Origin of the sequence: Pseudoroseomonas sp. WGS1072, assembly GCF_049340465.1 — a bacterium.
In the GTDB taxonomy this organism is placed as follows: domain Bacteria; phylum Pseudomonadota; class Alphaproteobacteria; order Acetobacterales; family Acetobacteraceae; genus Pseudoroseomonas.
In genome coordinates this window covers 2,042,198-2,067,257 of record NZ_JBMPSU010000001.1, presented here as the reverse complement: position 1 = coordinate 2,067,257, position 25,060 = coordinate 2,042,198, and the positions used below count along the sequence as shown (strand labels likewise).

Genomic DNA, 25,060 nt, shown 5'->3' with positions numbered 1-25,060 from the left:
GCGCCGTCAGGTCACAGGGGCAGACTTCCCTGCGGCGGGCCGTCCGCCTGCGCCGCCGTCTGCCCCGTTGGCCGGATCTCGCCGCGCGCCGCCTGCCCAGCCAGACCCAGTTCCGCCACGAACCGCTCGAACTCCTGCTTCCTCAGCGCCGCGTCCGGCAGGCGCAGCAGGTAGCTCGGATGCACGGTGATCAGGACGGGCCGCCCCTCCGGCCCCTCGAAGACCTGGCCGCGCAGCTTCAGCAGCGGCAGCTTCTGCCCCATCAGCGCCTGGGTCGCCGTGGCGCCGAGGGCGACGAGGAAGCGCGGCGCCACGCTCTCCACCTCCGCCATCAGGAAGGGGCGGTAGAGCTTGATGTCGCCGGCGTCCGGGCTCTGGTGCAGCCGGCGCGGGCCGCGCTGGACGTACTTGAAGTGCTTCACCGCGTTGGTGACGTAGCTCGCGGCGCGGTCGATGCCGGCGGCCTCCAGCGCGCGATCGAAGAGCTTGCCGGCCGGTCCGACGAAGGGGCGGCCCTGGCGGTCCTCCTCGTCGCCCGGCTGCTCGCCGACGAACATCAGCGGCGCGCCGGGGGGTCCTTCGCCGAGGATGGCGGGGCGGTCCGTGGCCCAGCTGGCGCTGGGGGGGAGGGTCTGGCTCTGGGGCATGGCATGGAATTCAACGATCCGGCCGCCTCCGGGTTTTCGGCCCGCCTTTCCCGCGCCATGCCCGGCTGTTAGAGAGGGCGACTGTCCATGATTCCCGGGGCGCGCCCGACGCGCCCCTCTTCTTCCGCGCGGGGGGGTGTTCTTGCCATGAAGTTCTCGGTGGACCGGGCGGTGCTGCTGAAGGCGCTGGCGCATGTGCAGAGCGTGGTCGAGCGGCGGAACACCATCCCCATCCTGGCCAATGTCATGCTGGCGGCGCAGGAGGGCAGCCTGACCCTGACGGCGACCGACATGGAGATCGCCATCGTCGAGGCGGTGCCGGATGTCACCGTGACGCGCCCCGGCCGCACCACCGCCCCGGCGGCGACGCTCTACGAGATCGTCCGCAAGCTGCCGGACGGCGCCAAGGTGGAGCTGGACCATCCGGGCGGCGACGCGCCGCTGGCGCTGCGCGCCGGCCGCTTCGCCACCAGCCTGATGGTGCTGCCGGTGGAGGACTTCCCCTCGATGACCGAGGGGAAGCTGCCGCACGGCTTCCTGGTGACGCCGACCCTGCTGCGCGAGCTGGTGGACCGCACCAAGTTCGCCATCTCCACCGAGGAGACGCGCTACTACCTGAACGGCATCTACCTGCACGCCACCGAGGCCGAGGGCCAGAAGGTGCTGCGCGCCGTGGCGACGGACGGCCACCGCCTGGCCCGCGTCGAGGAGCCGCTGCCGGAGGGCGCCGAGGGCATGCCGGGCGTCATCGTGCCGCGCAAGACGGTCAACGAGATCCGCAAGCTCGCCGACGAGACCAGCGAGCCGGTCGAGGTGAAGCTCTCCGAGACCAAGATCCGCTTCGCCTTCGGCAGCGTCCACCTGACCAGCAAGCTGATCGACGGCACCTTCCCCGAATACGAGCGTGTCATCCCGCGCGGCAACGACAAGATCCTGACGGTGGACAAGAAGGCCTTCTCGGACGCCGTCGCCCGCGTCGCCGCCATCTCCTCCGAACGCTCGCGCCCGGTGAAGCTCGCGATCCGGCAGGACAGCCTGACGCTTACCGCCAGCAGCCCCGACCAGGGGCAGGCCGAGGAGGAGCTGGACAGCGAGGCCGTGTCCTACCGGTCCGGTCCGATCGAGATCGGCTTCCAGGCGCGCTACCTCGCCGACATCACCGACCAGATCGCGGAGCGGGTGGAGTTCCGCTTCGCCGATGGCTCGGCGCCGACGGTGGTGGTGGATGCCGCCAAGCCCGAGGCGCTCTACGTGCTGATGCCGATGCGGGTCTGACCGCCGCATGCGACCGCTGCGCGCGCGGGTCCTGTCGCTGCGCGGGCATATCCTGTCGCTGCGCGGGCATATCCTGTCGCTGCGCGGGCTGGCCGTGCTGATGGCGGTCCTGGTGGCGGGCGGCGAGATCGCCCGCCGTGCCGGCACCGCCGCCTTCGTCCCCCTGGCGCTGGACGAGCTGGCCGTGGCCGCCCTCCTGCTCTGGGCCGGCTGGCGTGGCGGCGCGGCGCGGCTGCTCGCCGCCTGGGGCGTGTTCTCGGGGCTGATGCTCACCCTGCTGTCGCAGAACGCCGAATACGTCCTGCACGGGCGGGAGAAGGCCGGCGCGGTCTTCTACCCGGTGCTGCTGGCTCTGTTGCTGGCCCTCGGCCTCTGGGCCATGGCGCGGGCCCTGCGCGCGCTGCCGCGGGGCGGGTGAGGGCGAGGCGGCGGGGTCCGACCGGACCGGAGCCGGATAGCCCGGCGGCCCCTGCGCGGCCGGATGGGCCCCCGCCCTCGGCGCCCCCCTCACTCCGCTGGCCTCACTCCGCTGGCCTCACTCCGCCGGACTGACCTGGCCCTGGGCCGCCTCCCGCCGCCGCCTCATCTTGCCGGCCAGGAACAGGCCCCGCATGGCGAGCTTGCGCGCCGCCGCCCAGGGGCCGGGCGCATGGGCGGCGATACCGCGCACCAGGCGGTTTCCCAGCCGGTCCTGGTCGTGCAGCTGCGCCACCGGCATGCCGTTCACCATGATCATCCGCTGGTGCCGCACGCGGGTGTGGAATTGCAGCATGTCGTCACCCTCCGGCAGGTAGTGCGCGGTGAGCGAGGCGCGGGAGACGCCCCGCCCGGCCGGGGCGAAGCTGCCATGCACGGTCAGCGAGTTCCAGAACAGCACGTCGCCCTTGGCCAGGAAGGGCGCGCGGATCTCCAGCCCCTCGCGCCGCATCACCTCCAGCACGGCGCGGCGGTAGCGGTCATGGCCGGTGGCGAAGTCGTACTCCCCCGCATTGCGCAGCACCGGCACGGTGACGTGGCTGCGCGGGCAGACATAGAAGCGCCCGGCGGCGGCATGCACATCCTCGAGCGCGTACCAGCCGGCGATGCAGCGGCCGAGCGCCACGGCGCTGTCCTGGTAGTAGCTGTCCTGATGCGCCCAGGTGCCGGCGGGGGCCTCGAAGAACATGGTCTGGATCAGCTTGGTGCGGCCGGCGCCGATCAGCGCCGAGGTCAGCGCGCCGACGCGGGCCTGCGTCACCGCCGCCAGGGCGCGCTCCCTGAAGCGGCCGTGGCGGCTGGTCTGCAGGTCCTGCACGTTGAAGATCGGATTGGCGAGGAAGCCGTCCGCATCGAACCGGTTGCGTTCGTAGCGCATGTTCTTCTGGCGCAGGATGGGCGTGGCCGAGGGCCGCACCTGCGCGTGGAAGGCGGCGCGGATGTCGTCGCAGAGCGCGGCGGGCAGCAGGCCGCGGATCACCACATAGCCCTCGCGGCGGTAGTATCCGAGCGCCGCCGCCGTCTCGTCGGGCTGGAAATAGGTCCGGTCCTCCGCGAGGGCGTTGGGGATATCGATCAGGGCTTCGAGGGGGGGTGGGCACCTGCATGAGCCGTCTCCTGAGAAGGAAGGCCGACCAGCGGCCTGTGCGCGCGGCGGCCCGTGCCGCCCTGCGAGGTTGCAGACGACACGCTGACACGCCGAAGCTCATGCAGAAAATGCGACATTGTATATTTCAGGAAACTTTCTCTCATTTAATGGGAATTTGATGAAACTTCCATTTTCCTCCCAGTTTCGTGTCTCCCGTTCCCGCGCCGCCGCCCCAAGGGTCGATAACCCCATAAAGCCTTGGCGCCGATAGCGCCGGCATGCCAAATTCGTGACGAAGGGCCACAAAGGGCACGGCCGCCAGAGGATGGCGGCACTGGGGAAATGCGCCCGCACAGGGCCTGTGAGCAATAATCCGCCCGGTGCCCGGACGGCTCCCCGAGGCCACGTTCTCCCGATGGGACGGCGCCCGGGCCAGGCTGGACGAAGGGCACCATGTCGTTTTCGCGGGAGGTCCGTGCCTTGCCTTCCTGTCCTTGCCCGGGCCGCGTCCCGTCCCCGCAGCCGCCACGAAACCTCGGCCCGCCCGGCCGGTTTCCGCCATGGCGCGGTTTCCGCCCCTGGCCTCCAGCGCTCCGCCCTGCCTCCCCCGCCCCCCTGCCGGAGAAGAATGCCCCATGCTGATCAACGCGGGCTTCGAGATCGCCTATGATTGCCCGCAACCGACGCCGATGCTGCTGATGCTCAGCACGCATCCCTCGCGCGATTCCGACATCCGTGGTCCGAACCTGCTGCAGCTCGACCCGCCGGTCAGCCAGCGCACCTATTACGACAGCTTCGGCAACCGCTGCACCCGGGTGGTGGCGCCGGCCGGGCGGCTGACCCTCTTCACCAACTTCAACGTGCAGGATTCCGGCCTGCCGGATGCGGTGGAGCCCTGGGCGCGGCAGCACCCGGTGGAGCAGCTGCCGGATGACATGCTCGTCTTCCTGCTCGGCAGCCGCTACTGCGACACCGACCGGCTGACGAACACCGCATGGTCGCTCTTCGGCCATCTGCAGCCGGGCTGGGGCATGGTGCAGGCGATCTGCGACTTCACCCACAACCACATCACCTTCGGCTACCCCTATGCCGACCCAACGCGCACCGCCTCCGGCGCCTTCGAGCAGCGCGTCGGCGTCTGCCGCGACTTCGCGCATCTCGCCGTCACGCTCTGCCGCTGCATGAACATCCCGGCGCGCTACTGCACCGGCTATCTCGGCGACATCGGCATACCGCCGGTGGACGCGCCGATGGACTTCTCCGCTTGGTTCGAGGTCTGGCTCGGCGACCGCTGGTACACCTTCGACGCGCGCCACAACACGCCGCGCATCGGCCGCATCCTGATGGCGCGCGGGCGCGACGCCACCGACGTCGCCATCAGCACCACCTTCGGGCCGAACATCCTGGCGAAGTTCCAGGTGGTGACGGACGAGGTGATCGGCGGCTGAGGGCGGGGCGGCGCCTCAGCCGAAGGCGCCGCATTCCAGGCTGATCACGGCGCTGACCTCCCGCACCAGCGCGAAAAGCTCGCGCAGCGGCTGGGTGATCTCGCGCTGCTCGCGGCCATAGCCGCCATGGCGCGGCGCCGGCGGCTCGGCGAAGTCGAGCGCCGATCCCGGCGGCTCGGCGGCCGGGAAGACCTCGTCGAGCAGCGCCACCGCCGCGGGCACGTCGAGCCGCAGCAGCCGCTGCACCAGCCCCTCCCGCGTCATGCCATGGCGCGGCGAGAAATCCGGCACCTCCACCGCCAGCAGCCAGATGCGGTGGATCAGGCAGAGGCGCAGCGCGTGCAGGGCGAAGAGCCGGTCGCTCATCCGCGGCTCGTCGCCATCCTCCTCCCGCGGCCAGGCGGCGCGCAACGCCAGGTCGTCGGCCTTGAGGCGACGGAACACCCCGCGCGCCGGATCGCCGAGGCCGAGCGTCTCCAGTGCCCGGGCGACGGCGACCAGCGCCTCGGCCCGGCCGGGCCGGCGGGTCTGCGCCGCGCGGTCGAGCCAGGTGCCGGGATCGAGGCTGGCGACATAGCCACGCAGCACCTGCGTGTCCGAGAGCGCGAGGCCGGCGCGGGCGAAGGCCATGGCATTGGCGAAGCGCGGGCTGCGGCGCATCAGCTCGGCGAAGGCCTCGACCTCCTGCACCGCGCCCTTGCCCAGCCCGTGCATCAGATTGGCCAGGAAGCCGAGCTGCTGCAGCACGGCGTTGTTGGGGATGGCGCGCAACTCGCGCACATGGCGGATGGTGACCGGCCCGCCGGTCTCGCTCTGCCGCGCCGCCGGGCGCGAGCCGGTGGGGTCGAGCAGCGCGGTGCCGAAGGCCCCGAGCAGCACGGCATAGCCGGGGTCCTCCACCAGCGCGCCGAAGGCGGCGCGGGCGCCGGCGAAGAGATCCGAGGCGAAGCCGCCCTCGGCATAGACCGGGTCCGGCTCGCCCTCGGGCGTCCCGGCCGAGGGCGGCGCGAAGGCATGCTCGGCGATGCGCGCCACCGCCGCATGGGCGAGCGAGGGCGTGCCGAAATAGAGATAGCCGTCGCCGCCCTGGAAGGCCGTCTCCAGCCGGGCGTGGATGCCCCGCAGGGCGAAGGCGGCCCGCACCGCCGGCGGGTCCAGGTAGTCGAAGCGCGCCGCCAGCCCGTCCGGATGGCCGCCGCGTCCCAACCCTTCGCCATGGGTGTCGAAGAGCACCACCTCGAGATCGTCCAGCCCGTGCCGCGCCAGCAGGTCGATGACCCGCAGCTTGAGCCGCTCGATCAGCTGGGTGGCGGCGATCTGGCCGATGTAGCGGCCGGAATCGGAATAGCCGAACTGCAGGCAGAGCCGGCCGACGCGCCGCAGATGGGCGCGGAACTGCGGGCTGCGCAGCGCCTCCTCCACCACCCGCTCGCCGCGCCGCTCCAGCGCCTCGGCGGTCTCGAAGAGCGGCGAGATCTCGACCTGGTCCTCGACCCCGGTGAGGCGGGCCAGCAGCAGGGCGGCGAGCAGGGTGTAGCCGCTCTCGGTCTCGGCGACGAGGAAGCGGATCGGCTGGCTGGCGTCGATGTGCTTGGCGATCTGCGCCACCGTCATCATCAGCCGGGTGGCCGAGGCCTGCTGTGCCATCAGCCCCCCGATATCGACCGGCTCGGCCGCCGCCTCCTCCAGCGCGGTGTTGATGGCGGCGAAGAGGGCGCGGCGCCGCGCCGGGTCCTCGGGATTGCCGAGATGGGGGAAGCGCAGCCGGGCGGCGTTGTGCAGCTGCGCCGCGTTCAGCCGCACCTGGGTATGGGCCAGCGAGAGGCCATGCGCGACGAGGCCGGCGCGGGCGACGCAGAGGGCGAGGCGCGCCTGATCCTCGGGCGCCGCGGCGATGGCGGCCGGGAACAGCGCCAGCAGCGGCGCCGGGGTGCTCAGCGCCACGTCGCGCAGCCCGACCAGCGCATGGGCGAAGGCCTGGGCGCGCTCCGGCACCACCGCGCCGGGAGGCGGGCAGGCCTCGATCTGCGTCCGCACCGCCGCCAGCGCCTCGGCGACGCGGGCCCGAAGCGCCGCGGTGCAGGGCTCCGGCAGGGCGGCGAGCTGGGCGGCCAGGCGGGCGAGCTGCAGCCGCTTCATCCGCAGCCGCAGCCGCAGCGTGTCCTGCCAGCCGATATCGGTGCGGCCGTCGGTGTCGTAGCCGACCCAGGAGGCCAGCAGCACCGGGCGGGGGTCGAGCTGCGTCCAGCGATCGGGCCAGATGGCGCGGGCGGTGCCGAGGAAGGCGGCGGCAAGCCGGTCCAGCGCGTCGCGGCCATTGGCGATGGCGGCGGCGGCCTGCTCGAACTCGTCCTCCAGGGTGGGGGCGGTCGGGCGCAGCGGCAGCGGGTCGGGCGGATCGATACCGCCCGCCGCCTGGGCCAGGGCCTGGGCGGTGGCGCGCGGCAGGCTGAAGGTCGGATGCGCGGTGAAGACGGCGGCGGCGCGCGGCCGTTCGCAGGCGGCGCGAAAGACCGCCAGCGGCACCGGGCTGTCATCCGGGTCGGGGCGGGCGATGCGTGTGGCGATGGCGGCCAGCGCCGCGTCGGCGCCCTTCGGCCCGGCGCCGCGCGCCAGGCGGCGGGCCTTGTCCGCGAAGGCGGCGCGGCCGATCTGGCGCAGCGTCGCCGCCAGCTCGGCATGGCTGGCCTGGCCGTCATCCAGCCGGCGGCTCAGCGCCAGGGCCACGGACAGGGCGGGATTGGCGAAGGGATCGCCGCGCGCGGCGGACCGCGCGGCAGCCACCAGGCCGATCAGCTCGGCTTCGGTCACATTCGGCATGGCCGCCGATGCTGCACCCGCGAGGCCGGTTTGTCTGCCGTTTCTTTCGGGCCGTTCCTTCCGGATCGGGCGCGGATCAGTCGGCGGGGCGGGAGGCCACCGGATCGGCGCGGCGCCGGGCCGCCACCGGTGCGGGCCAGACGACCAGCGGGCCGGCCGAGGCCGCGGCCAAGGGCCGCTCCAGCCGGTGCCCCGCCGCGTTGAAGGCCGCGATCAGGCGCACGATGCACGCATAGCCGGTCAGCGCCCGGTCGTGCGGGATCAGCATGCCGAGCAGCGCCACGCCCTCGGCCGAGCGGCGAGCCTGCTGCAGCGCCAGCACGTCCAGCAGCAGCCGCTCATCCGGGGCCAGGGCCGTGTCGCCCAGCGGGGACAGGCGGGGCTGCCCGCTCCGGGTCGCGAAGAGGCCGCGCATCATGCCGTGGAAATCCGCCGCCGCCTCCGGCGCGCCGAGATCGGCGAAGACCTGGCCGATACGGGCCAAGGGCGCCGCGCAGCATCCGCGGCATTGCCAGCCCCAGAAGCGCATCGCCCAGAGCAGGGCGTGCTCGAACATCGGCAGATGGCGGACGGAGTCGGAGCGGGATGGCGACATGACTCTCCCCTGCGGGATGGCTGGGCGCGGCGGCGCCGGAGGCCGCATCTTGGCGCCGCCCTTCTGCAATTGCAATTCATTCTCAATTACCGCGCCGCCCTCAGCGCAGTGGGCCGATGGCGCCGACCGGAACCGCGATGCCGCCCGCCCGCCGCGCCTCCGCCATCACCACGACCCCCGCCACCGCCCAGCGTCCCTCGCCGTCGCGCGTCAGCAGGGGCGCGCCGCTGCTGCCGCGCGTCCCGGAACAGCCATGGCGCAGCAGGGGCCGGCCGGTCGCGTCGCGCGCCGGCCCGAGCAGCCGGCAGTCGGTGTCGGCCATCAGCCGCTCGGCGCGGTCCTGCTGGTAGCCGCCCAGCATCGCCGGCCCCGCGGCGGCGGATCGCGCAGCAACGGCAGCACACGCTCCGGGCCGGCGAGGTCGCGGTCCAGCCGCAACAGCGCCCAGTCCCCGCCCGGCGCGCCGGATGCGGGGGCCGCCGCGCCGGTCTCGAAGGCTTCCACACGGGCATGGAGCGCCCATTCCCCGAGGTGGTAGCCCACCAGCACATGCACCGAGCCCGGCCGCACCCAGCGGCCGGTGCGCGCGGCGAGGCAATGCGCGGCGGTCAGCACCAGCCTCGGCCCGACCAGGGCGCCGGTGCAGCGGCCGCCGAGCGTGGTCTGCACCCGTGCCAGGCCGGTCCAGGGCGCCTCCTCCGCCGTCACCGGGCGGCGGGGGTCCTCGGCGCCCAGACCAGGGCGCTGGGCGCGCGGCAGCGGCGGCTCGGCCGCCAGGCCGGTGGCCGGGAGCAGGGCCAGGGGCGTGGCGAGGAGGAGGGCCAAGGCCCGCCCGCCTCTCTCGCGCCAGCGGTAAGAAATCCCCGTCACGCACAACTCATGAGACACTCTCAACGCTGGAATACCACCCGGGTTCGTTATAGGAGAAGTGTCCAGCCCGAGGCCTGTCATGTCCCACCTTTCGCGCTCCCCGAAAAGCGGCGTGCCCCCCACACGGCAGACGCGCCGCCTCTCCGACAAGCTCTGGATGGCCTTCCACCAGGCCTGCGACCAGAAGGACCTGGAGGTGGCGCGGGATCTGCTTCATGTGCTGGAGAGGGTGGTCTTCCGCAGCCCGGCCGACCGCAATTTCCGCTGGAACGCGGAGACGCTGGTCGCCGCCCACGAACGCCTCTGGGCGCTGCGGAACGAGGAATACTTCGCCGAGGCCGGGCTGGTGCGGCAGCCGCCCTATCTCTGACCGCACTGCCCTCCCGGGAGCGGACCACGGTCACGCATTGTTTCTTTCAGTAAGAATCTGCTAGCTACCCTCCGGGACCGGGCTCTGACCCGGCCGTTGGAGGGAGAAAGGGCCTTTGGGAAATCCGATCCAGCTGGCCGCCGTTGTGGCCGTGCTGTTCATGGCACTGCTGTGGAGCGTGGCGACGGGCCTGATGTGAGCCGGCCCGGGCCTCCCCCCTCGAAGGGGAGGTCCCACCGCCCCGCCCCTTCCCACCTCTAGCCCTTCCCGCCTCGATCCAGCATCCCGGAATGGCGCGTCCTGGCGGTGCTGGGCGAGGGCGAGCCGCTCTCCACCCAGGCGGTGATCGCCCGCACGGAGATGGACCGGCTGAAGGTCAGCCGCGCCGTGATCCGCCTGGACGGCAAGGCGCTGATCCGGCGCGAGCCGCTGCCGGGCGACCGGCGCGCCCAGCGGCTGCGGCTCTCGCGGCGGGGCGAGGCGCTGTACCGCCGCATCGTGCCGCGCGCCCGCGCCCTGCAGGCGGAGCTGGCGGGGGCGCTCTCGGCCGGGGAGCTGGCGGCGCTCGACACCATCCTGACCAGGCTCCACCGCCGCGCCGCGGACCTGCCCCGGCCGCCCGGGCGGGGAGGTTGAAACATCCGTGAAGCCAAGAACGGCCGGGGGGATTTGAAACAGAATGTCACAGCCTCCGCCGGAGGCGTGCATCATGCGGGGGCGGAGCCGATTCGCCACCGCGACAACCGTGCCACCACCCTCCGGGAGCCCAGTTCGAATGCCGTGGAACCAGTTCTACGATCCCTTCGGGTCGATCCTGCTTTCCGCCCTGGTGGCGGCGATTCCCGTCGCCACCATGCTCATCGCCCTGGCCTTCCTGAAGGTGCCGGCGCACTGGGCGGCGATCTCCGCCCTCCTCGTCGCCTTCCTCGTCGCCGTCTTCGTCTTCGGCATGCCGGGCGGCATCGCCGGGCGCGCCACGTTGCTCGGCATCCTCTCCGGCCTGTTCCCGATCGGCTGGATCGTGCTGAACATCATCTTCCTCTACCGGCTGACGGTGGTGAACGGCTCCTTCGAGATCCTGCAACGCTCCATCGGCGGCATCACCGAGGACCGGCGGCTGCAACTGCTGCTGATCGCCTTCGCCTTCGGCGCCTTCTTCGAGGGCGCGGCCGGCTTCGGCACGCCGGTCGCGGTCACCGCGGCGCTGCTGATCGGGCTGGGCTTCTCGCCGCTCGCCGCCTCCGGCCTGTCGCTGATCGCCAACACCGCGCCGGTGGCCTTCGGCGCGCTGGGCACGCCGGTCATCGCACTGGCCGGCGTCACCGGACTCGATGTCTACACCCTGTCGGCGATGATCGGGCGACAGCTGCCCTTCTTCTCGGTCCTGGTGCCCTTCTGGCTGATCTGGGCCTTCGCCGGCTGGCGGGGGATGATCGAGATCTGGCCCGCCATCCTGGTCACCGGCGTCTCCTTCGCCGTGCCGCAGTTCCTCGTCTCGAACTACCATGGCCCCTATCTGGTGGACGTGATCGCGGCGCTGGTCTCGATGGCCTGCCTGGTCGGCTTCATGCGCGTCTGGCAGCCGAAGCGGATCTGGCGCGATCCCTCGCTGCGTGGCCGGGCGGAAGCCGATGTGGCGGCCAAGGCGGCGGCGCGCGGCACCGCCCCCGCCGCGGCCCGCACCGGCCATGGGGGCGAGATGATGGACGCCCCGCCCGTGGCGCGCATGACGCCGGGCGGCGCGGCGGCGGAGGACCGCGGCGCGGTGCTGCGCTCCTGGATGCCCTGGCTGATCCTGACGGTCTTCGTCTTCATCTGGGGGCTGCAGAGCACGCGCAACCTGCTGAACGGCCTCTGGTCGGCCAGCTTCCCGATCGAGGGGCTGCACCGCATGGTGGTGAAGGTGCCGCCCGTCGTCGCCGAGCCGGTGCCGGAGGGCGCGGTCTTCGCCTTCGGCCTGCTGTCGATGACCGGCACCGGCATCCTCGCCGCCGCCGTGCTGGGCGGGCTGCTGATGGGCTTCTCGCCGCTGGCGCTGATCCGCGAGTATGGCAGCACCATCTGGCGGGTCCGCTACTCGCTGATCACCATCGCCGCCATGCTCGGCCTCGGCTACCTGACGCGCTATTCGGGGCTGGACGCGACGATGGGCCTCGCCTTCGCCAATACCGGCGTGTTCTACCCGTTGTTCGGCACGCTGCTCGGCTGGCTCGGCGTGGCCCTGACCGGCTCCGACACCGCCTCGAACGTGCTGTTCGGCGGCCTGCAGAAGATCACGGCGGAACAGCTCGGCCTCTCGCCGGTGCTGATGGCCTCGGCCAATTCATCGGGCGGCGTGATGGGCAAGATGATCGATGCCCAGAGCATCGTCGTCGCCTCCACCGCCACCAACTGGTTCGGCCACGAGGGCGACATCCTGCGCTACGTCTTCTTCCACTCCATCGCGCTGGCGGTGCTGGTCGGGCTGCTGGTGACGCTCCAGGCCTATGTGCCGCCCTTCACCGCGATGGTGCTGCATTAAGGCCGGCGGCCGGCGGGAGGGATCCTCCCCCGGCCGCGCTGCCCCGGTCAGCCGCGCGAGAGGCGGCTGATCGTCTCGCCGTTCAGCAGCATCTCGCCCGCGACCTTCTGCGGATTGACCAGCAGGCTCAGGATCGGGCAGGCCGCCTCGATGGCCTCGTGCAGCGCGCGCAGCGTCTCGGGCGGCGCGGTGGATTCGAGGCGCAGCCGGTAGCGGATGTTGTGCGGGTGCAGCGGACCGCTCGGCGTCGCCGTCTCGCCCACGGGCGGATGCTGGTCCGCCTCGACCTCCACCTCCACCGCGTCGAGCGGCACCTCGCGCAGCGCCGCCTGGATCAGGGTGATATGCGTGATGCAGGAGCCGAGCACGCCGAGCTGCATCTCCGGCGAGCCCGGGCCGAGGTCGTAGCCGGCGAGATCCGGCTTGCTGTCGCTGATGATCTGGAAGTCGCGGATACGGATCTCGCGGATGCCGCTGCGCCCCATGGCGCGCACCCGCGCCTTCACCGCGACCGGGCGCGGATCGGCTTCCGCCGCCTTCTGCCTGGCCAGGACGGCGAGGCGCTTCTGCGCCAGATACTCGTTCAGATCAGTCATGGAGTTCTCCCAGGGACCGGCGACCGCCGAGTTCGCGGACGGTGCAGCCTCGCAAGCGGGCGGGGGGCTGTCCAGCGAGGCGGATCTGGCATCTGAAATCTGCTATTGCAGTTTCAGGCCACGACACCTAAACCTTCCCGCATGCTTCCCCCCGTCGCCGGCCTGCCGCCCCTGACCGCCGAGGATGTCCTCTCCCTGGCCGAGCGCGCCTATCGCCGCCTGCGCGACGCCATCGTAGACGGCAGCCTGCCCGGCGGCGAGCGCGTCTCGGAGCGCTCCCTCGCCCAGTCCCTCGGCATCTCCGCCCAGCCGGTGCGGGAGGCGCTGGGGCGGCTGGAGGCCGAGGGGATGGTCGTCACCCTGCCGCGGCGCGGCACGCTGGTCGTCGAGTTCACCCCGGAGCGGCTGGCCGAGATGGGGCTGATCCGCGTCGCCCTCGAAGGCACCGCCGCCGGCCTCGCCGCCCGTCGGGCCGGGCCGGCGGAGGTCGCCGCCCTGGAGGAGCAGCTCGCCCGCATGCGCGGCCTGAGCCGGGACGGGGCCGCGGCCATCGCCCTGCTGGCCGAGGCCAATGAGCGGTTCCATGAGCTGATCAACGGCATGACCGCCAATGCCTTCCTGCTGCGCTCGCTCGAGGCGCTGCGGGCCTACGACCATTTCGGCCGGCTGCGCGCGCTGCGCGCCACGCCGCAGGAGCCGCGTCGCGCCTGGCGCGAGCATGCCGGCATCGTCGCCGCCATCCGCCGCCACGACCCGGCCGCGGCCGAGGCGCGCATGCGGGCGCATATCCACCGCTCCCTGGAGGCCAGCGGCATCCTCGACGCGCTCGTCGCCGAGGCCTCCGGGACAGCCATCGACAAGGGAACACCCCGATGACCCAGGACCACGCGCGGCTCGGCGCCGCGCTCGGCGGCATCTCCGGCATCCTCGTCACCCCCTTCGACGACGAGGACCGGCTCGCCCCCGCCCGGCTGCGGCCGGTGGTGGAGCGCGCCATCGGCGCCGGGGTGCATGTGCTGGTGGCCAATGGCAACACCAGCGAGTTCTACGGCCTGACCACGGCCGAGGCGGAGCGCATGGTGCATGTCGCCGCCGAGCAGGTGGGCGGGCGCGTGCCGCTGCTGGCCGGCATCGGCCGCTCGGTCCATGACGCCGTGGCGCTGACCCGCGCCTCGAGGGCCGCCGGCGCCAGCGCGCTGATGGTGCACCAGCCGCCCGACCCCTTCGTCTCGCCGCGCGGCGTGGTGGCCTATGTCGAGCGCGTGGCCGAGGCCGGCCAGGGCCTGCCGGTCGTGCTCTATCTGCGCAACGACGGCATCGGCCAGGACGCCATCCTGAAGCTCTGCCAGGTGCCGGGCGTGGTCGGCGTGAAATGGGCGGCGCCCTCGCCGCTGCGCCTGGGCGAGATGATCCGCGCCACCCGCGGCATGGGCATCGCCTGGGTCGGCGGCCTGGCCGAGACCTGGGCGCCGCCCTTCTACGCCGTCGGCGCGCGGGGCTACACCTCCGGCCTGATCAATGTCTGGCCGGAGCACTCGGTCGCCATCCACGCCGCGCTCGCCGCCGGCGACTACGAGACGGCGGCCGCGCTGATCGAGACCATGTCCGCCTTCGAGGCGCTGCGGGCCGAGGAGCAGAACGGCACCAATGTCTCGGTCGTGAAGGCGGCGCTGCGCATGATGGGCGATGATTGCGGCGCCACCCGCCCGCCCTCCGCCTGGCCGCTGACGCCGCGCGCCGAGGCGGAGTTGCGTGGGCGCCTCGGCGAATGGGGGCTGCTGCGCGCCACCGCCGCCGCATGAAGCCGGAGGGGGGCACCCGCCCCCCCCGGGCGCGCCACGACGTCCAAGCACAGAACAAACGGAACAAGAGGCCAAAGACCATGAGGATCGCCCGCCGCACCGCGCTGATGGCCCCGCTGGGCCTGCTCGCCCCGCCGCTCCGCGCCGCCGAGGCCGCCTGGCCCCGGCAGACCGTGCGCATCATCGTGCCCTATACCCCCGGCGGCGCCTCCGACATCGCCGCGCGCCTGCTGGCGGAGAAGCTGACGCCGCTCTGGAAGCAGTCGGTGGTGGTGGAGAACCGCACCGGCGCCAACGGCATCGTCGGCAGCGACGCCGTGGCCAAGGCGCCGGCCGACGGCCACACGCTGGGCTTCGTCTCGGTCAACCACGCGGTGAACGCCGCGCTCTACACCACCCCCTTCGACACGCTGCAGGACTTCTCCGTCCTCACGGTCATCTACTCCGTGCCGCTGGTGCTGGTGGCGGCGCCGGACTTTCCCGCCGCCACGGTGCAGGAGCTGATGGCGATGGTGAAGGCGAAGCCGGGCGAGGTCACCTTCGCCAATACCGGCGGCGCCGTGCACCTGGCCGCCGAGATGTTCGCCCACCGCGTCGGCGCGCCGATGGTCAACGTGCCCTATCGCGGCTCCACCGCCGCGCATCCCGACCTGATCGGCCGCCGCGTCGACGTCATGTTCGACACCCTGCCCGCCGTGCTCGGCCATGTGCAGGGCGGCAAGCTGAAGGCCATCGCCACCACCGCCGCGCAGCGCGTGCCGGCGCTGCCCGACCTGCCCACCGTGGCGGAGAGCGGCCTGCCCGGCTTCGAGGCGGCCACCTGGGGCGCCATCATCGCGCCCGCCGGCCTGCCGGGGCCCATCGCCACGAAGATCGCCACGGATGCCGCCGCGCAGCTCAAGGTGGACAGTGTCCGCGAGCGCTTCGCCGCGCTCGGCGCCACGCCGGTCGGCAGCACGCCGGAGCAGGCCCAGGCCTTCGTCCGCGCCGAGCTGGCCAAGTGGCAGGAGGTGGTGACGCAGGCCGGGATCGAGAAGCAGTAGCGGCGGGCGTTCAGGCGGCCGTGTCGCGGCCCGGCCGCATCGCCTCCCGCGCCGCGGCCAGCGAGGTGGCCGCCTCCGGCCGGGGCCGGCGGCGCGCCGCGCCCATGCGGGCGGCGAGCAGCAGCGCATTGCGGGCGGCGCCCGGATGCGCGACGCCCTGGCCGGCGATCTCATAGGCCGTGCCATGCGCTGGCGTGCAGATCGGGAAGGGGAAGCCGCCCAGCAGGGTCACGCCCTGCTCGAAGCCGATCAGCTTCATGGCGATCTGCCCCTGGTCATGGAACATGGTGAGCACGGCGTCGAAGTCGCCGCGCCGGGCGCGCAGGAACACGGTGTCGGAGGGGAAGGGCCCGTCGCAGGCGATGCCCGCCGCCTTGGCCTCCTCCACCGCCGGACCGATGATATCGATCTCCTCGCGTCCGAAATTGCCGCCATCGCCGGCATGCGGATTGAGCGCGGCGACGGCGATGCGCGGCCGCGCCAGGCCCGAATCGCGCAGCGCCTGGTCGGTCAGGGTCAGGTTGTCGAGGATGGCCCCGCGGGTGATCAGCGGCGCCACGCCGGAGAGCGGCACGTGCGAGGTGACGCGGGCATTCCACAGCCCCTCCAGCACGTTGAACTCCTTGGCCTGTCCCTCGAAGCCGATGAACCGCGCCGTGAAGGCGATCTCGTCGTCGTAATCCGGCACGGCGAGCCGCATCGCCGCCTTGTTGAAGGGCGTGAAGGCCACGGCATCGGCCTCGCCCCGCGCGGCCAGTGCCAGGGCATGGCGGTAGTTCCCGGCGGCGAAGCGGCCGCCGGCCTCGCTGATCCTGCCGCGCGCGACCGTCGCCGGATCCAGCGTGCCGAGGTCGATCAGCACCGGGCGCGACAGGTCGCGCGGCCGCGGTGCCTCGGGTGCGATGACGGCGATGTCGGGAGTGACGCCGGCGATGCGCGCGCCGTCCTCCAGCACCCTGCGGTCCCCGATGACGATCAGCCCGGCGGCGCGCAGCACCTCGGGATCGGCCAGGACGCGGGCGGTCAGCTCGGGGCTGATGCCGGCCGGGTCGCCCATGGCCAGGGCGATGACGGGCCGGTCGGCGGGGTCGTGCGGGCTTTCCGCCATGGCGGCTTCTCCCTGGTTCTGGCGCTTTCCCGAAGTCTCCGCCCTGGCCGCGGAATGGCAAGGGGAAATCCCGCCCGCCCGCTCACGCCAGCTCGGCGCCACGCTTCTCCGGGATCAGCCTCCACATCGCCAGGATGTCCAGCAGGTAGAGCACGGCCAGCAGCGCGATGGCGGTCTGGAATCCCCAGGCGGCGGCCACGGCGCCCACCACCAGCGGGCCGAAGCCGCCGACCGCGCGGCCGATGTTGAACAGCACGTTCTGCGCCGTGGCGCGCGCCGCCGTCGGGTAGAGCTCGCTCATCAGCGCGCCGTAGCCACCCAGCATGCCGTTGACGAAGAAGCCCATCACGGCGCCGCCGATCAGCAGCGCCATGGGGTCCGTCAGCCCGGCATAGACCACGACCATGACGGCCGCGCCCAGCATCCAGCCGAAGAAGGCGGGCTTGCGGCCGACGCGGTCGGCCACATGGCCGAAGGCGTAGATGCCGGCGGCCATGCCGAGGATGGTCACCGCCGTCCAGGTCGCCGACTGCGTCAGCCCGAAGCCGAAGCGGCTCGACAGGTAGTTCGGCAGCCAGATCATCACGCCGTAGTAGCCGAAGTTCTGCACCGAGCAGAGGATGACCATGCCGATGCTGCGCCGCGTCGTCTCGCGGTCGGCCACCAGCAGCCGCAGCGAGGAGCGCGCCTGGCCGGGGCGTGCCGCGCGGGCGACGAAGACCTCCGGCTCGTGCAGGTTCTTGCGGATGAAATAGGCGGCGAAGGCGGGCAGCAGGCCGATGATGAACATGCCGCGCCAGCCGATCGAGGGCAGCAGCAGCGGCGTCAGGAGCGCCGCCGCCAGCACGCCCGCCTGCCAGCCGAGGCCGACATAGGAGGAGGCGCGCGCGCGCTTGCTGGCCGGCCAGGCCTCGGCCACCAGCGCCATGCCGATGCCGAACTCGCCGCCCAGGCCGATGCCGGCGATGGTGCGGTAGATCAGCAGGTCCCAGTAGCCCTGGGCGAAGGCGCAGAGGCCGGTGAAGACGGCGAAGAGCACGATGGTCCAGGTCAGCACCCGCACGCGCCCGAGCCGGTCCGACAGCATGCCGAAGCCGATGCCGCCGATCACCGCGCCGACCAGCGTCGCCGTCACCAGCGAGGCCGCCTGCGCCTGGCTGAGCCCGAGATCGGCCGAGATGGCGCGCAGCATGAAGCCCAGGATCAGCAGGTCGAAGCCATCCATGGCATAGCCCAGGGTGGAGCCCGCCAGGGCCTTCCAGCCGGCCGGCGTGACCTGATCCGGGTCGGCCGGCCGGGTCGGGGGAAAGGATGGCTCTGCCATGCGGGACCTCTGCTGCTCTGCGTCGCGGCGGACCGGCTCGCGCACCGGCCGCGCCGCCCTGCTATCACGAAGCGTCGGTGCGTGCAGGCCCCCGGCGCGGCCGGGCCGGATGGCGGAGGGGCCGCCTCGGCGCCGGGGGGTCGCCAGGCAGGCGTCAGGCGAACTGCCCGCGCAGGAAGCCCAGCGCCGGCAGCGGCTGCCAGCGGCGGGGCAGCTCGGCGCGGCGGATGGCCGCGACGGTATAGACCGGCACCGGCATGCTGGAGCTGCGCAGGAAGCTCGCATAGGCCTGCACCTGCTGCTCGCGCCAGTTGCGATCGGCATCGGCGGCGGCGCGGCTGGCGAAGATCTCCGCGACACGGCGGCGGCGGCCGAGCGTGGCGACGACGGCCCAGAGCTTGTCGTCCCGTGCCCGGCTCAGGCTGACCACCCGCTCGGAGGCCCGTTCGGTGGACAGATCCCGGCCCGGCTCGTTCATGCAGGAGATCCTCTCATCCCGCGTCAGCATAGGGGAGGGCGATGGCGGCGCGCATCCCGGGAATCGCATCGCCGCGCCGGCCCTGGCCGCGGCGGCCCCGCCGCTCACCGCAAGTTCACCGCGCCGGGCGGGTGCCGCGCCGCCGCACGCGCCGGTTGCGGCGCCGCCGGAGTGACCTCAAACTTCGCCGGAAGACAGGAGGACCGCCATGCCTGTACGCCGCGCCCTGCTCGCCCTCGCCCTGGCCGCCCCGCCGGCCGCCCTGGCGCCGCGCGCCGCCCGCGCCATGCCGGGGGGCCATGCCGCGGACTGGCCGGAAAGCCCGGTGCGGCTGATCCTCCCCGACAGCCCCGGCAGCGGCAACGACACCACGGCGCGGCTCATCGCGCCCGAGCTGGAGGCCCTGCTCGGCCAGCCCTTCGTGATCGAGAACCGCGGCGGGGCCGGCGGGCGCATCGGTGTCGAGGCCGCCTGGAAGGCGGCGCCGGACGGCTACAGCTTCCTCTTCGGCAATGCCGGCTCCAACGGCATCAACGCCGCGATCTACCGCAACCTGCCCTATGACCTCGCCAGCGCCTTCGAGCCGGTGTCGCTGCTGGTGCAGGGGCCGAACGTGCTGGTGGTCAACCAGCGGCTGCTGCCGGCGCGTGACCTGCCCTCGCTGATCGCGATGCTGCGCACCGCGCCCGGCTCGCTGAACTATGCCTCCGGCGGCATCGGCTCCTCGGCGCATATGTCGATGGAGCTGTTCAAGGCCCGCGCCGGGCTCGACATCCTGCACATCCCCTATCGCGGCACGCCGGCCATGGCGCAGTCGGTCATCGCCGGCGACACCGCGCTGATGTTCGCCAACCTTGTCAATGTCATGCCCTATATCGAGCGGGGCGAGGTGCGCGCCATCGCCGTCACCGCGCGCGCGCCGGTGCCGGAACTGCCCGGCGTGCCGGCGGTGGCGGAGGTGCTGCCCGGCTTCGAGACCCTGGCCTGGAACGGCATCCTGGCGCCGCCCGGCACGCCGGAGCCGATTCGTGACCGGCTGCTGGCCGCGCTGGTGACGCTGCGGACGTCGGAGCCTCTGCGCGGGCGCATCCGCCGCCTGGGCGGGCAGCTCGTCATCTCGCCGCCGGAGATCTTCGCGGAGCGCATCGCGTCGGATATCCGGCAATGGAAGCAACTGGCCGGCCAGGCCGGCATCCAGGCGGAGTGACGGGCATGCGGATCACCGCCGCCGAGATGCTGGGCGTCCAGGTGACGCCCCGGACCAACTGGTGCTTCCTGCTGATCCGCACCGATGCCGGCCTCACCGGCCTCGGCGAATGCACGCTGTCGGGCGAGGAGGCGGGGCTCGCCGCCGAGGCGGCGCGGCTCGGCGCCCGCGTCGCCGGCGAGGACCCGCTGCTGCGCAACCGGCTCTGCCCGGCGCCGCCGCACGCCCCCGGCGGGCTGGTGGCGCAGACCGTGCACAGCGCCTTCGAGGCGGCGCTCTGGGACATCGCCGGGCAGGCCCAGGGCGCGCCGGTCCATCGACTGCTGGGCGGCGCGCTGCGCGACCGGATCACGCTCTACGCCAACATCAACCGCGGCGCCTCCCCGCGCACGCCGGAGGGCTTCGCCGCCGCCGCCCGCCGCGCCGTGGCCGAGGGCTTCCTGGCGGTGAAGCTCGCCCCTTTCGAGCCGCTGATCTGGCTCGAGGCCGGCGGCGAGGCGCGGGCGCAGCACGCCGCCTACGCCGAGGGGCTGGCGCGCATCGCCGCCGTGCGCGCGGCGGTGGGGCCGGATGTCGATGTCATGGTGGACGCGCACTGGCGCTTCTCGCCGGGCGGCGTGGCGGCGCTGCTGCGCGACGTCGCGCCCTTCGGCCTGTTCTGGCTCGAATGCCCGGTGGCCGAGGCCAACCTGCCCGAGATCCGGCGCCTGCGCGGCATGGCCAATGAGCGCGGCATGCGGCTCGCCGGGGCGGAGACGCTGAGCGGCCTCGGCGCCTACCGCCGCATGATCGAGGCGGGCTGCTACGACGTGCTGATGCCCGACATCAAGCATGCCGGCGGGCACGAGGAGATCCGCCGCATCGCCGCCCTGGCGGAGACCGCCGGGATCGAGATCGCGCCGCACAATCCGACCGGGCCGGTCTGCCACGCGCATTCCCTGCATCTCTGCGCCGTGCTGCCGAACCTGCTCTGGCTCGAGGTGCAGTACGGCGAGACGGAGCGCTTCTTCAGCCTGGTCGAGGGCGGCGCGGCGCTCGCCTTCCGCCAGGGCGCGGCGGCGGCGCCCGACCGGCCCGGGCTCGGCGTCGCGCTGGACGAGACCGCCGCCCGGGCCTCGCCCTGGCAGCCGCAGCCCCGCCCCTGGCTCGATCCGCGGCTCGGCTGAACGGCGGCCCCGCTTCCTGTTGCGGCAGCCCCGCTTTCGTGACACTTCCATGACAAGCACGAAAAACGGGAGATCGTCATGCAGCGTCGCAGCTTCGTTCTGGCCTCCACGCTCGGCCTGTCCGGCGCCCTGCTGGCGCCGGGCGCGCGGGCGCAGGCCGGCAAGGTCACGGTCGTCACCTCCTTCTCCAAGGATGTCACCGACCCCTTCAAGGCCGCCTTCGAGAAGGCCATGCCGGGCGTGACGCTCGACGTGCAGAACCGCAACACCAATGCCGGCGTGAAGTACCTGGAGGAGACGCGGGGCAACAACCAGGTGGACGTCTTCTGGGCCTCGGCGCCCGATGCCTTCGAGGTGCTGAAGTCGAAGGGGCTGCTGCAGCGCTACACGCCGAAGGCGACCGGCATCGCGCCGCGCGTGGGCTCCATGCCGACCAACGATCCCGACGGCCAGTACTTCGGCTTCGCCGCCTCGGGCTACGGCATCATGTGGAACGAGCGCTACGCCCGCGCCAACCGCCTGCCGGCGCCGAAGGAATGGGGCGACCTGGCGCTGCCGGTGTTCCACGACCATGTCGCCATCGCCGCGCCCTCGCGCTCCGGCACCACGCACCTGACCATCGAGACCATGCTGCAGGGCGATGGCTGGGATCAGGGCTGGCGCCTCCTGAAGGCCATGGCCGGTAATTTCCGCACCATCACGGAGCGGTCCTTCGGCGTGCCCGAGGCGGTGAATTCGGGGCAGGTCGGCGTCGGGATCGTCATCGACTTCTTCGCCTTCTCGGCCCAGGCCTCGGGCTTCCCGGTGAAGTTCGTCTACCCGACCGTGACGACCATCGTGCCGGCCAATGTCGGCATCGTCGCCCGCGCGCCCAACACCGCGGGGGCGCAGGCCTTCGTCGAGTTCCTGCTCTCCCCCGCCGGCCAGGCGGTGCTGCTGGAGCCGGGCATCCGGCGCCTGCCGGTCAATCCGGAGATCTATGCCCAGGCGCCCGCGGACTATCCCAACCCCTTCAAGGACCCCTCGCTCGGCGCCCGCGTCCGCTTCGACGTCGATGTCTCCGAGAAGCGGACCGCCGTGGTGGACACGCTCTTCGACCAGCTCATCACCTTCCAGCTCGACGCGCTGAAGGCCGCGACCCGGGCCATCCAGGCCGCCGAGGCGGCGCTGGAGAAGAAGGACAATGCCGCGGCGCGGAGCCTGGTGCGGGAGGCGCGCGACCTGATCGCCGCCATGCCGGTGAGCGAGGCGGAGGCCAGCGGGCCGGCGGTGGCCGGCGCCTTCGGCGGCCAGCGCGCGGAAGGGCCGCGACAGGCCGAGCTGGAACAGGCCTGGGCGGCCTTCGCGCGCGAGCGCTACGCCAGGGCGCGCGACAAGGCCCAGGAGGCGGCGCGCCTGGCCCGCTGACGCCCCGTGTCCGCCACCCTCTCCCGCCCGCGCGCCGGGCGGCGCGCCTTCACGCCGGGGCAGGCGGCGCTGGCCATCGCCATCGCCCTCTTTCTCGCGGCCTTCCTGATCCTGCCGGTGGCGACGGTGATGTACGTCGCCTTCACCGAGCCGGGCAGCGGTGCCTTCACCCTGGTGAACTTCTGGGACGCCTTCCGCACGGAACTTTTCGTGCGCTCCTTCCTCAACTCGCTCTATGTCTCGGCCGCCACGGTGCTGCTGGCCTCGCTCTTCGCCCTGCCGCTCGCCTACATCACCGTGCGCTTCCATTTCCGCGGCGCGCTGCTGATCCAGACGCTGGGCTTCCTGCCGCTGATCATGCCGCCCTTCGCCGGCGCCGTCGCCATGCAACTGCTCTTCGGCCGCAACGGCACGGTGAACCTGCTGCTCGGCGACTGGGCCGGCATCAACATCCCCTTCATGGAAGGCCTGAACGGCGTCGTCTTCGTGCAGGCGGTCCACTACTTCCCCTTCATCCTGGTCAACCTCTCGGCGGCGCTGCGCAACATCGACAGCGCCATGGAGGAGGCGGCGCAGAATCTCGGCTCCTCCGGCTTCCGCCTGTTCCGCCGCATCGTCTTCCCGCTGGCGCTGCCGGGCTATGTCGCGGGCGCCTCGCTGGTCTTCGTCAAGGTCTTCGACGACCTGGCGACGCCGCTGCTGCTGAACGTCAAGGAGATGCTGGCGCCGCAGGCCTATCTGCGCATCACCTCGATCGGCCTCGCGGATCCGATGGGCTATGTGATCAGCGTCGTGCTGATCGTCGTCTCGGTGCTGGCCATGTGGCTCTCGGCGCGCGCCATCCGGCGCGGCGACTACGCCACGGTGCAGCGCGGCGGCGGCGGCCTGGCGAGGCGCCGCCTCGGCCCCGGCCAGGCGGCGCTGGCCTATGGCACGGTCGGGCTGATCCTGGCGCTGGTGCTGGCGCCGCATCTCGGCCTGCTGCTGCTGTCGCTGGCCACCATCTGGTCCTTCAGCCCACTGCCCGACGGCTTCACCCTGGCCCACTACGCCCGCGTCTTCAGCGACAGCTCGGCCTATATCTGGAACACGGTCACCTATGCCTCGCTGGCGGCGCTGATCGACGTCGTGCTCGGCACCGCCATCGCCTATCTGGTGCTGCGGACGCGGCTGGTCGGCCGCGAATGGCTGGACTGGACGGCGAGCGCCGCGCTCGCGGTGCCCGGCGTGGTGCTGGGCATCGGCTATCTGCGCAGCTTCTACGGCGTGACCCTGCCGGATGGCCGCCCGCTGGCCAGCCTCTGGCTCGTCATCGTCCTGGCGCTCGCCATCCGCCGCCTGCCCTACGCCCTGCGCGCCTGCCACGCCGCGCTGCAGCAGATCTCGGTCTCGCTGGAGGAGGCGGCGGAGAATCTCGGCGCCAGCAAGGGCCGCACCGTGCGCCGCATCGTCGTTCCCCTGATGGCCGGCGGCATCCTGGCCGGCTTCATCTCCAGCTTCGCGACGGCCGCCGTCGAGCTGTCCGCGACGCTGATGCTCGTGCAGTCCAATGCCGACGCCCCGCTGGCCTATGGCCTGTACGTCTTCATGCAATCCGCCGCCGGCCGGGGCCCGGGCGCGGCCCTCGGGGTGATCGCCGTGATCCTGGTCGGAGCCTGCACCTTCCTCTCGCATCTCGTCATCGAGCGCAGCCAGCGGACGCGCGGGAGGCAGGCATGACGCCCGGCCCGCGCGAGGAGGAGGCCGCCGCCCTCTCCGTCGCCGGCCAGGCGGCGGGGGTGCGGATCGAGGGGGTCAACCTCTCCTATGGCAGCAACCACGTCCTGAAGGATGTCGAGCTGGAGATCAGGCCCGGCGAGTTCTTCGCCTTCCTCGGCCCCTCCGGCTGCGGCAAGACGACGCTGCTGCGGCTGATCGCCGGCTTCAACCAGGCCGATACCGGCCGCGTCCTGGTCGGGGGGCGGGACATCTCGGCCCTGCCGCCCTGGAAGCGCGACATCGGCATGGTGTTCCAGTCCTACGCGCTCTGGCCGCATTTGAGCGTGCGGCAGAACGTCGCCTTCGGGCTCGAGGAGCGGCGCCTGCCCCGCGCCGAGATCGCTGCCCGGGTCGAGCAGGCGCTCGGGCTGGTGGGGCTCGCGCATCTCGCCGACCGCCGTCCCGCCGCCCTCTCGGGCGGCCAGCAGCAGCGCGTCGCGGTGGCGCGCACCATCGCCATCCGCCCGCGCCTGCTGCTGCTCGACGAGCCGCTCTCCAACCTCGACGCCAAGCTCCGCGTGCAGGTGCGGCGGGAGTTGCGCGACCTGCAGCGAAGCCTGGGCATGACGGCGATCTTCGTGACGCACGACCAGGAGGAGGCGAACACGGTCTGCGACCGCATCGCGGTGTTCCGCGAGGGCAGCGTGCAGCAGGTGGACACGCCGATGGCGCTCTACGCGCGGCCGGCGAACCTGTTCGTCGCCGGCTTCCTGGGCAGCGCCAACATCCTGGCGGGCACGCCGCGCGAGGGGCGGTTCGCGGTGGAGGGCGGGCCGGCGCTGCCGCTGCCGGCCGGGCTGCGCCCCCCGCCGGGCGCGCGGCTGATGTTCCGGCCGCAGGATGCGAGCCTGGCGCCGCCGCGGCCCGACAGCCTTCTGACCGGCACCGTGGCGCATCGCGAGTTCCTCGGGCCCGTCCTGCGCTACGGCGTGCGCGTCGGCGAGGCCGAGGTGCTGGTGGACATGCCCTTCAGCGGCGTCCCGCGGCTGCACGAGGTGGGCGACACCGTCGCCATCACCGTCGATCTCGGCAGCGCGCACTGGCTGACGGAGTAGCCCCCG

At 72.7% G+C, this 25,060-nt stretch carries 24 protein-coding genes; 14 read left to right on the top strand and 10 right to left on the bottom strand.

All coding sequences use genetic code 11. The features are described 5' to 3' along the window. Nucleotides 1–11 precede the first annotated feature (11 nt). Nucleotides 12–647 (bottom strand): UdgX family uracil-DNA binding protein, encoded by a 636-nt coding sequence (locus ACF3NH_RS09925; RefSeq protein ID WP_198365462.1) that lies wholly within the window; start codon nt 645–647, stop codon nt 12–14. A gap of 147 nt (nt 648–794) precedes the next feature. On the opposite strand from ACF3NH_RS09925, the gene dnaN reads away from it, so the two are divergent. After that, on the top strand, nt 795–1,922 hold the full coding sequence (gene dnaN, locus ACF3NH_RS09920; protein WP_198365461.1) for a DNA polymerase III subunit beta: 1,128 nt from the start codon (nt 795–797) through the stop codon (nt 1,920–1,922). A 7-nt stretch (nt 1,923–1,929) separates the two neighbouring features. Then, nucleotides 1,930–2,340 (top strand): hypothetical protein, encoded by a 411-nt coding sequence (locus ACF3NH_RS09915; RefSeq protein ID WP_422922696.1) that lies wholly within the window; start codon nt 1,930–1,932, stop codon nt 2,338–2,340. 117 nt (nt 2,341–2,457) lie between these two features. Here ACF3NH_RS09915 and ACF3NH_RS09910 read toward each other — a convergent pair whose 3' ends face one another. After that, nucleotides 2,458–3,468 (bottom strand): phytanoyl-CoA dioxygenase family protein, encoded by a 1,011-nt coding sequence (locus ACF3NH_RS09910; RefSeq protein WP_422924764.1) that lies wholly within the window; start codon nt 3,466–3,468, stop codon nt 2,458–2,460. A gap of 653 nt (nt 3,469–4,121) precedes the next feature. Between ACF3NH_RS09910 and ACF3NH_RS09905 the strand changes: the two genes are divergently transcribed. Next, nucleotides 4,122–4,934: a transglutaminase-like domain-containing protein gene (locus tag ACF3NH_RS09905; RefSeq protein ID WP_198365458.1), complete on the top strand. Its 813-nt coding sequence runs from the start codon at nt 4,122–4,124 to the stop codon at nt 4,932–4,934. Nucleotides 4,935–4,949: 15 nt separating this feature from the next. On the opposite strand, the gene ACF3NH_RS09900 is transcribed toward ACF3NH_RS09905, so the two are convergent. From ACF3NH_RS09900 to ACF3NH_RS09885, 4 genes are all read right to left on the bottom strand, one after another. After that, a complete protein-coding gene (locus tag ACF3NH_RS09900) occupies nt 4,950–7,754 on the bottom strand; it encodes a phosphoenolpyruvate carboxylase (protein ID WP_422922695.1) in 2,805 nt (934 codons plus the stop codon). A 76-nt stretch (nt 7,755–7,830) separates the two neighbouring features. After that, nucleotides 7,831–8,349: a hypothetical protein gene (locus tag ACF3NH_RS09895; RefSeq protein ID WP_422922694.1), complete on the bottom strand. Its 519-nt coding sequence runs from the start codon at nt 8,347–8,349 to the stop codon at nt 7,831–7,833. A 100-nt stretch (nt 8,350–8,449) separates the two neighbouring features. Then, complete coding sequence (locus ACF3NH_RS09890) at nt 8,450–8,710, bottom strand: trypsin-like serine peptidase (protein ID WP_422922693.1); 261 nt, start codon at nt 8,708–8,710, stop codon at nt 8,450–8,452. Then, entirely contained in the window at nt 8,671–9,174 is a 504-nt protein-coding gene (locus ACF3NH_RS09885; RefSeq protein WP_422922692.1) for a trypsin-like serine peptidase, read from the bottom strand. The genes ACF3NH_RS09890 and ACF3NH_RS09885 overlap by 40 nt, the downstream gene beginning before the upstream one ends. 157 nt (nt 9,175–9,331) lie before the next feature. Between ACF3NH_RS09885 and ACF3NH_RS09880 the strand changes: the two genes are divergently transcribed. The 3 genes from ACF3NH_RS09880 (at nt 9,332) to ACF3NH_RS09870 (ending at nt 12,110) form a co-directional block, all read left to right on the top strand. Continuing rightward, nucleotides 9,332–9,589 carry a hypothetical protein gene (locus ACF3NH_RS09880; RefSeq protein WP_370591941.1) on the top strand — a complete coding sequence of 86 codons (258 nt, stop codon included), beginning with the start codon at nt 9,332–9,334 and terminating at the stop codon, nt 9,587–9,589. A 282-nt stretch (nt 9,590–9,871) separates the two neighbouring features. Next, nucleotides 9,872–10,225 (top strand): MarR family winged helix-turn-helix transcriptional regulator, encoded by a 354-nt coding sequence (locus tag ACF3NH_RS09875; protein WP_422924762.1) that lies wholly within the window; start codon nt 9,872–9,874, stop codon nt 10,223–10,225. Between the two features lie 139 nt (nt 10,226–10,364). Continuing rightward, the gene (locus ACF3NH_RS09870) at nt 10,365–12,110 is read left to right on the top strand and encodes an L-lactate permease (protein ID WP_198365453.1); all 1,746 of its coding nucleotides are present in this window, start codon (nt 10,365–10,367) and stop codon (nt 12,108–12,110) included. 47 nt (nt 12,111–12,157) lie between these two features. Here ACF3NH_RS09870 and ACF3NH_RS09865 read toward each other — a convergent pair whose 3' ends face one another. Then, the gene (locus ACF3NH_RS09865) at nt 12,158–12,706 is read right to left on the bottom strand and encodes an OsmC family protein (RefSeq protein ID WP_422922691.1); all 549 of its coding nucleotides are present in this window, start codon (nt 12,704–12,706) and stop codon (nt 12,158–12,160) included. A 141-nt stretch (nt 12,707–12,847) separates the two neighbouring features. On the opposite strand from ACF3NH_RS09865, the gene ACF3NH_RS09860 reads away from it, so the two are divergent. From ACF3NH_RS09860 to ACF3NH_RS09850, 3 genes are all read left to right on the top strand, one after another. Next, complete coding sequence (locus ACF3NH_RS09860) at nt 12,848–13,582, top strand: GntR family transcriptional regulator (RefSeq protein WP_422922690.1); 735 nt, start codon at nt 12,848–12,850, stop codon at nt 13,580–13,582. Then, on the top strand, nt 13,579–14,508 hold the full coding sequence (locus tag ACF3NH_RS09855; RefSeq protein WP_198365450.1) for a dihydrodipicolinate synthase family protein: 930 nt from the start codon (nt 13,579–13,581) through the stop codon (nt 14,506–14,508). The genes ACF3NH_RS09860 and ACF3NH_RS09855 overlap by 4 nt, the downstream gene beginning before the upstream one ends. Nucleotides 14,509–14,588: 80 nt before the next feature. Further along, nucleotides 14,589–15,551 (top strand): Bug family tripartite tricarboxylate transporter substrate binding protein, encoded by a 963-nt coding sequence (locus ACF3NH_RS09850; RefSeq protein ID WP_198365449.1) that lies wholly within the window; start codon nt 14,589–14,591, stop codon nt 15,549–15,551. A gap of 10 nt (nt 15,552–15,561) precedes the next feature. Here the strand turns inward: ACF3NH_RS09850 and ACF3NH_RS09845 are convergent, their stop codons facing one another. The 3 genes from ACF3NH_RS09845 to ACF3NH_RS09835 form a co-directional block, all read right to left on the bottom strand. Beyond that, the gene (locus ACF3NH_RS09845; RefSeq protein ID WP_422922689.1) at nt 15,562–16,659 is read right to left on the bottom strand and encodes a 4-hydroxythreonine-4-phosphate dehydrogenase PdxA; all 1,098 of its coding nucleotides are present in this window, start codon (nt 16,657–16,659) and stop codon (nt 15,562–15,564) included. Nucleotides 16,660–16,741: 82 nt separating this feature from the next. Continuing rightward, complete coding sequence (locus ACF3NH_RS09840; protein WP_422922688.1) at nt 16,742–17,983, bottom strand: MFS transporter; 1,242 nt, start codon at nt 17,981–17,983, stop codon at nt 16,742–16,744. A 154-nt stretch (nt 17,984–18,137) separates the two neighbouring features. Next, nucleotides 18,138–18,461, bottom strand: coding sequence for a hypothetical protein (locus ACF3NH_RS09835; protein WP_232476924.1), 324 nt, complete (start codon nt 18,459–18,461; stop codon nt 18,138–18,140). A gap of 208 nt (nt 18,462–18,669) precedes the next feature. On the opposite strand from ACF3NH_RS09835, the gene ACF3NH_RS09830 reads away from it, so the two are divergent. From ACF3NH_RS09830 to ACF3NH_RS09810, 5 genes are all read left to right on the top strand, one after another. Beyond that, nucleotides 18,670–19,668: a Bug family tripartite tricarboxylate transporter substrate binding protein gene (locus ACF3NH_RS09830; protein WP_422922687.1), complete on the top strand. Its 999-nt coding sequence runs from the start codon at nt 18,670–18,672 to the stop codon at nt 19,666–19,668. Between the two features lie 5 nt (nt 19,669–19,673). Further along, on the top strand, nt 19,674–20,834 hold the full coding sequence (locus tag ACF3NH_RS09825) for a mandelate racemase/muconate lactonizing enzyme family protein (RefSeq protein WP_422922686.1): 1,161 nt from the start codon (nt 19,674–19,676) through the stop codon (nt 20,832–20,834). A gap of 78 nt (nt 20,835–20,912) precedes the next feature. Next, entirely contained in the window at nt 20,913–22,241 is a 1,329-nt protein-coding gene (locus tag ACF3NH_RS09820) for an ABC transporter substrate-binding protein (RefSeq protein ID WP_422922685.1), read from the top strand. A gap of 6 nt (nt 22,242–22,247) precedes the next feature. Further along, the gene (locus ACF3NH_RS09815; RefSeq protein ID WP_422922684.1) at nt 22,248–23,960 is read left to right on the top strand and encodes an ABC transporter permease; all 1,713 of its coding nucleotides are present in this window, start codon (nt 22,248–22,250) and stop codon (nt 23,958–23,960) included. After that, nucleotides 23,957–25,054, top strand: a complete 1,098-nt coding sequence (locus ACF3NH_RS09810) for an ABC transporter ATP-binding protein (RefSeq protein ID WP_198365445.1) — start codon at nt 23,957–23,959, stop codon at nt 25,052–25,054. The genes ACF3NH_RS09815 and ACF3NH_RS09810 overlap by 4 nt, the downstream gene beginning before the upstream one ends. The last annotated feature ends 6 nt before the right edge of the window (nt 25,055–25,060 follow it).

Excerpts from the sequence above, each read along its gene's own strand:
- ACF3NH_RS09830 (WP_422922687.1), top strand. The coding sequence starts at position 18,670 with ATGCCTGTACGCCGCGCCCTGCTCGCCCTCGCCCTGGCCGCCCCGCCG.
- ACF3NH_RS09895 (WP_422922694.1), bottom strand. The coding sequence starts at position 8,349 with ATGTCGCCATCCCGCTCCGACTCCGTCCGCCATCTGCCGATGTTCGAG.
- ACF3NH_RS09840 (WP_422922688.1), bottom strand. The coding sequence starts at position 17,983 with ATGGCAGAGCCATCCTTTCCCCCGACCCGGCCGGCCGACCCGGATCAG.
- ACF3NH_RS09865 (WP_422922691.1), bottom strand. The coding sequence starts at position 12,706 with ATGACTGATCTGAACGAGTATCTGGCGCAGAAGCGCCTCGCCGTCCTG.
- ACF3NH_RS09850 (WP_198365449.1), top strand. The coding sequence starts at position 14,589 with ATGAGGATCGCCCGCCGCACCGCGCTGATGGCCCCGCTGGGCCTGCTC.
- ACF3NH_RS09925 (WP_198365462.1), bottom strand. The coding sequence starts at position 647 with ATGCCCCAGAGCCAGACCCTCCCCCCCAGCGCCAGCTGGGCCACGGAC.
- ACF3NH_RS09890 (WP_422922693.1), bottom strand. The coding sequence starts at position 8,710 with ATGCTGGGCGGCTACCAGCAGGACCGCGCCGAGCGGCTGATGGCCGAC.
- ACF3NH_RS09825 (WP_422922686.1), top strand. The coding sequence starts at position 19,674 with ATGCGGATCACCGCCGCCGAGATGCTGGGCGTCCAGGTGACGCCCCGG.
- ACF3NH_RS09915 (WP_422922696.1), top strand. The coding sequence starts at position 1,930 with ATGCGACCGCTGCGCGCGCGGGTCCTGTCGCTGCGCGGGCATATCCTG.
- ACF3NH_RS09835 (WP_232476924.1), bottom strand. The coding sequence starts at position 18,461 with ATGAACGAGCCGGGCCGGGATCTGTCCACCGAACGGGCCTCCGAGCGG.
- ACF3NH_RS09855 (WP_198365450.1), top strand. The coding sequence starts at position 13,579 with ATGACCCAGGACCACGCGCGGCTCGGCGCCGCGCTCGGCGGCATCTCC.
- ACF3NH_RS09820 (WP_422922685.1), top strand. The coding sequence starts at position 20,913 with ATGCAGCGTCGCAGCTTCGTTCTGGCCTCCACGCTCGGCCTGTCCGGC.
- dnaN (WP_198365461.1), top strand. The coding sequence starts at position 795 with ATGAAGTTCTCGGTGGACCGGGCGGTGCTGCTGAAGGCGCTGGCGCAT.
- ACF3NH_RS09845 (WP_422922689.1), bottom strand. The coding sequence starts at position 16,659 with ATGGCGGAAAGCCCGCACGACCCCGCCGACCGGCCCGTCATCGCCCTG.
- ACF3NH_RS09860 (WP_422922690.1), top strand. The coding sequence starts at position 12,848 with ATGCTTCCCCCCGTCGCCGGCCTGCCGCCCCTGACCGCCGAGGATGTC.
- ACF3NH_RS09905 (WP_198365458.1), top strand. The coding sequence starts at position 4,122 with ATGCTGATCAACGCGGGCTTCGAGATCGCCTATGATTGCCCGCAACCG.
- ACF3NH_RS09870 (WP_198365453.1), top strand. The coding sequence starts at position 10,365 with ATGCCGTGGAACCAGTTCTACGATCCCTTCGGGTCGATCCTGCTTTCC.
- ACF3NH_RS09900 (WP_422922695.1), bottom strand. The coding sequence starts at position 7,754 with ATGCCGAATGTGACCGAAGCCGAGCTGATCGGCCTGGTGGCTGCCGCG.
- ACF3NH_RS09810 (WP_198365445.1), top strand. The coding sequence starts at position 23,957 with ATGACGCCCGGCCCGCGCGAGGAGGAGGCCGCCGCCCTCTCCGTCGCC.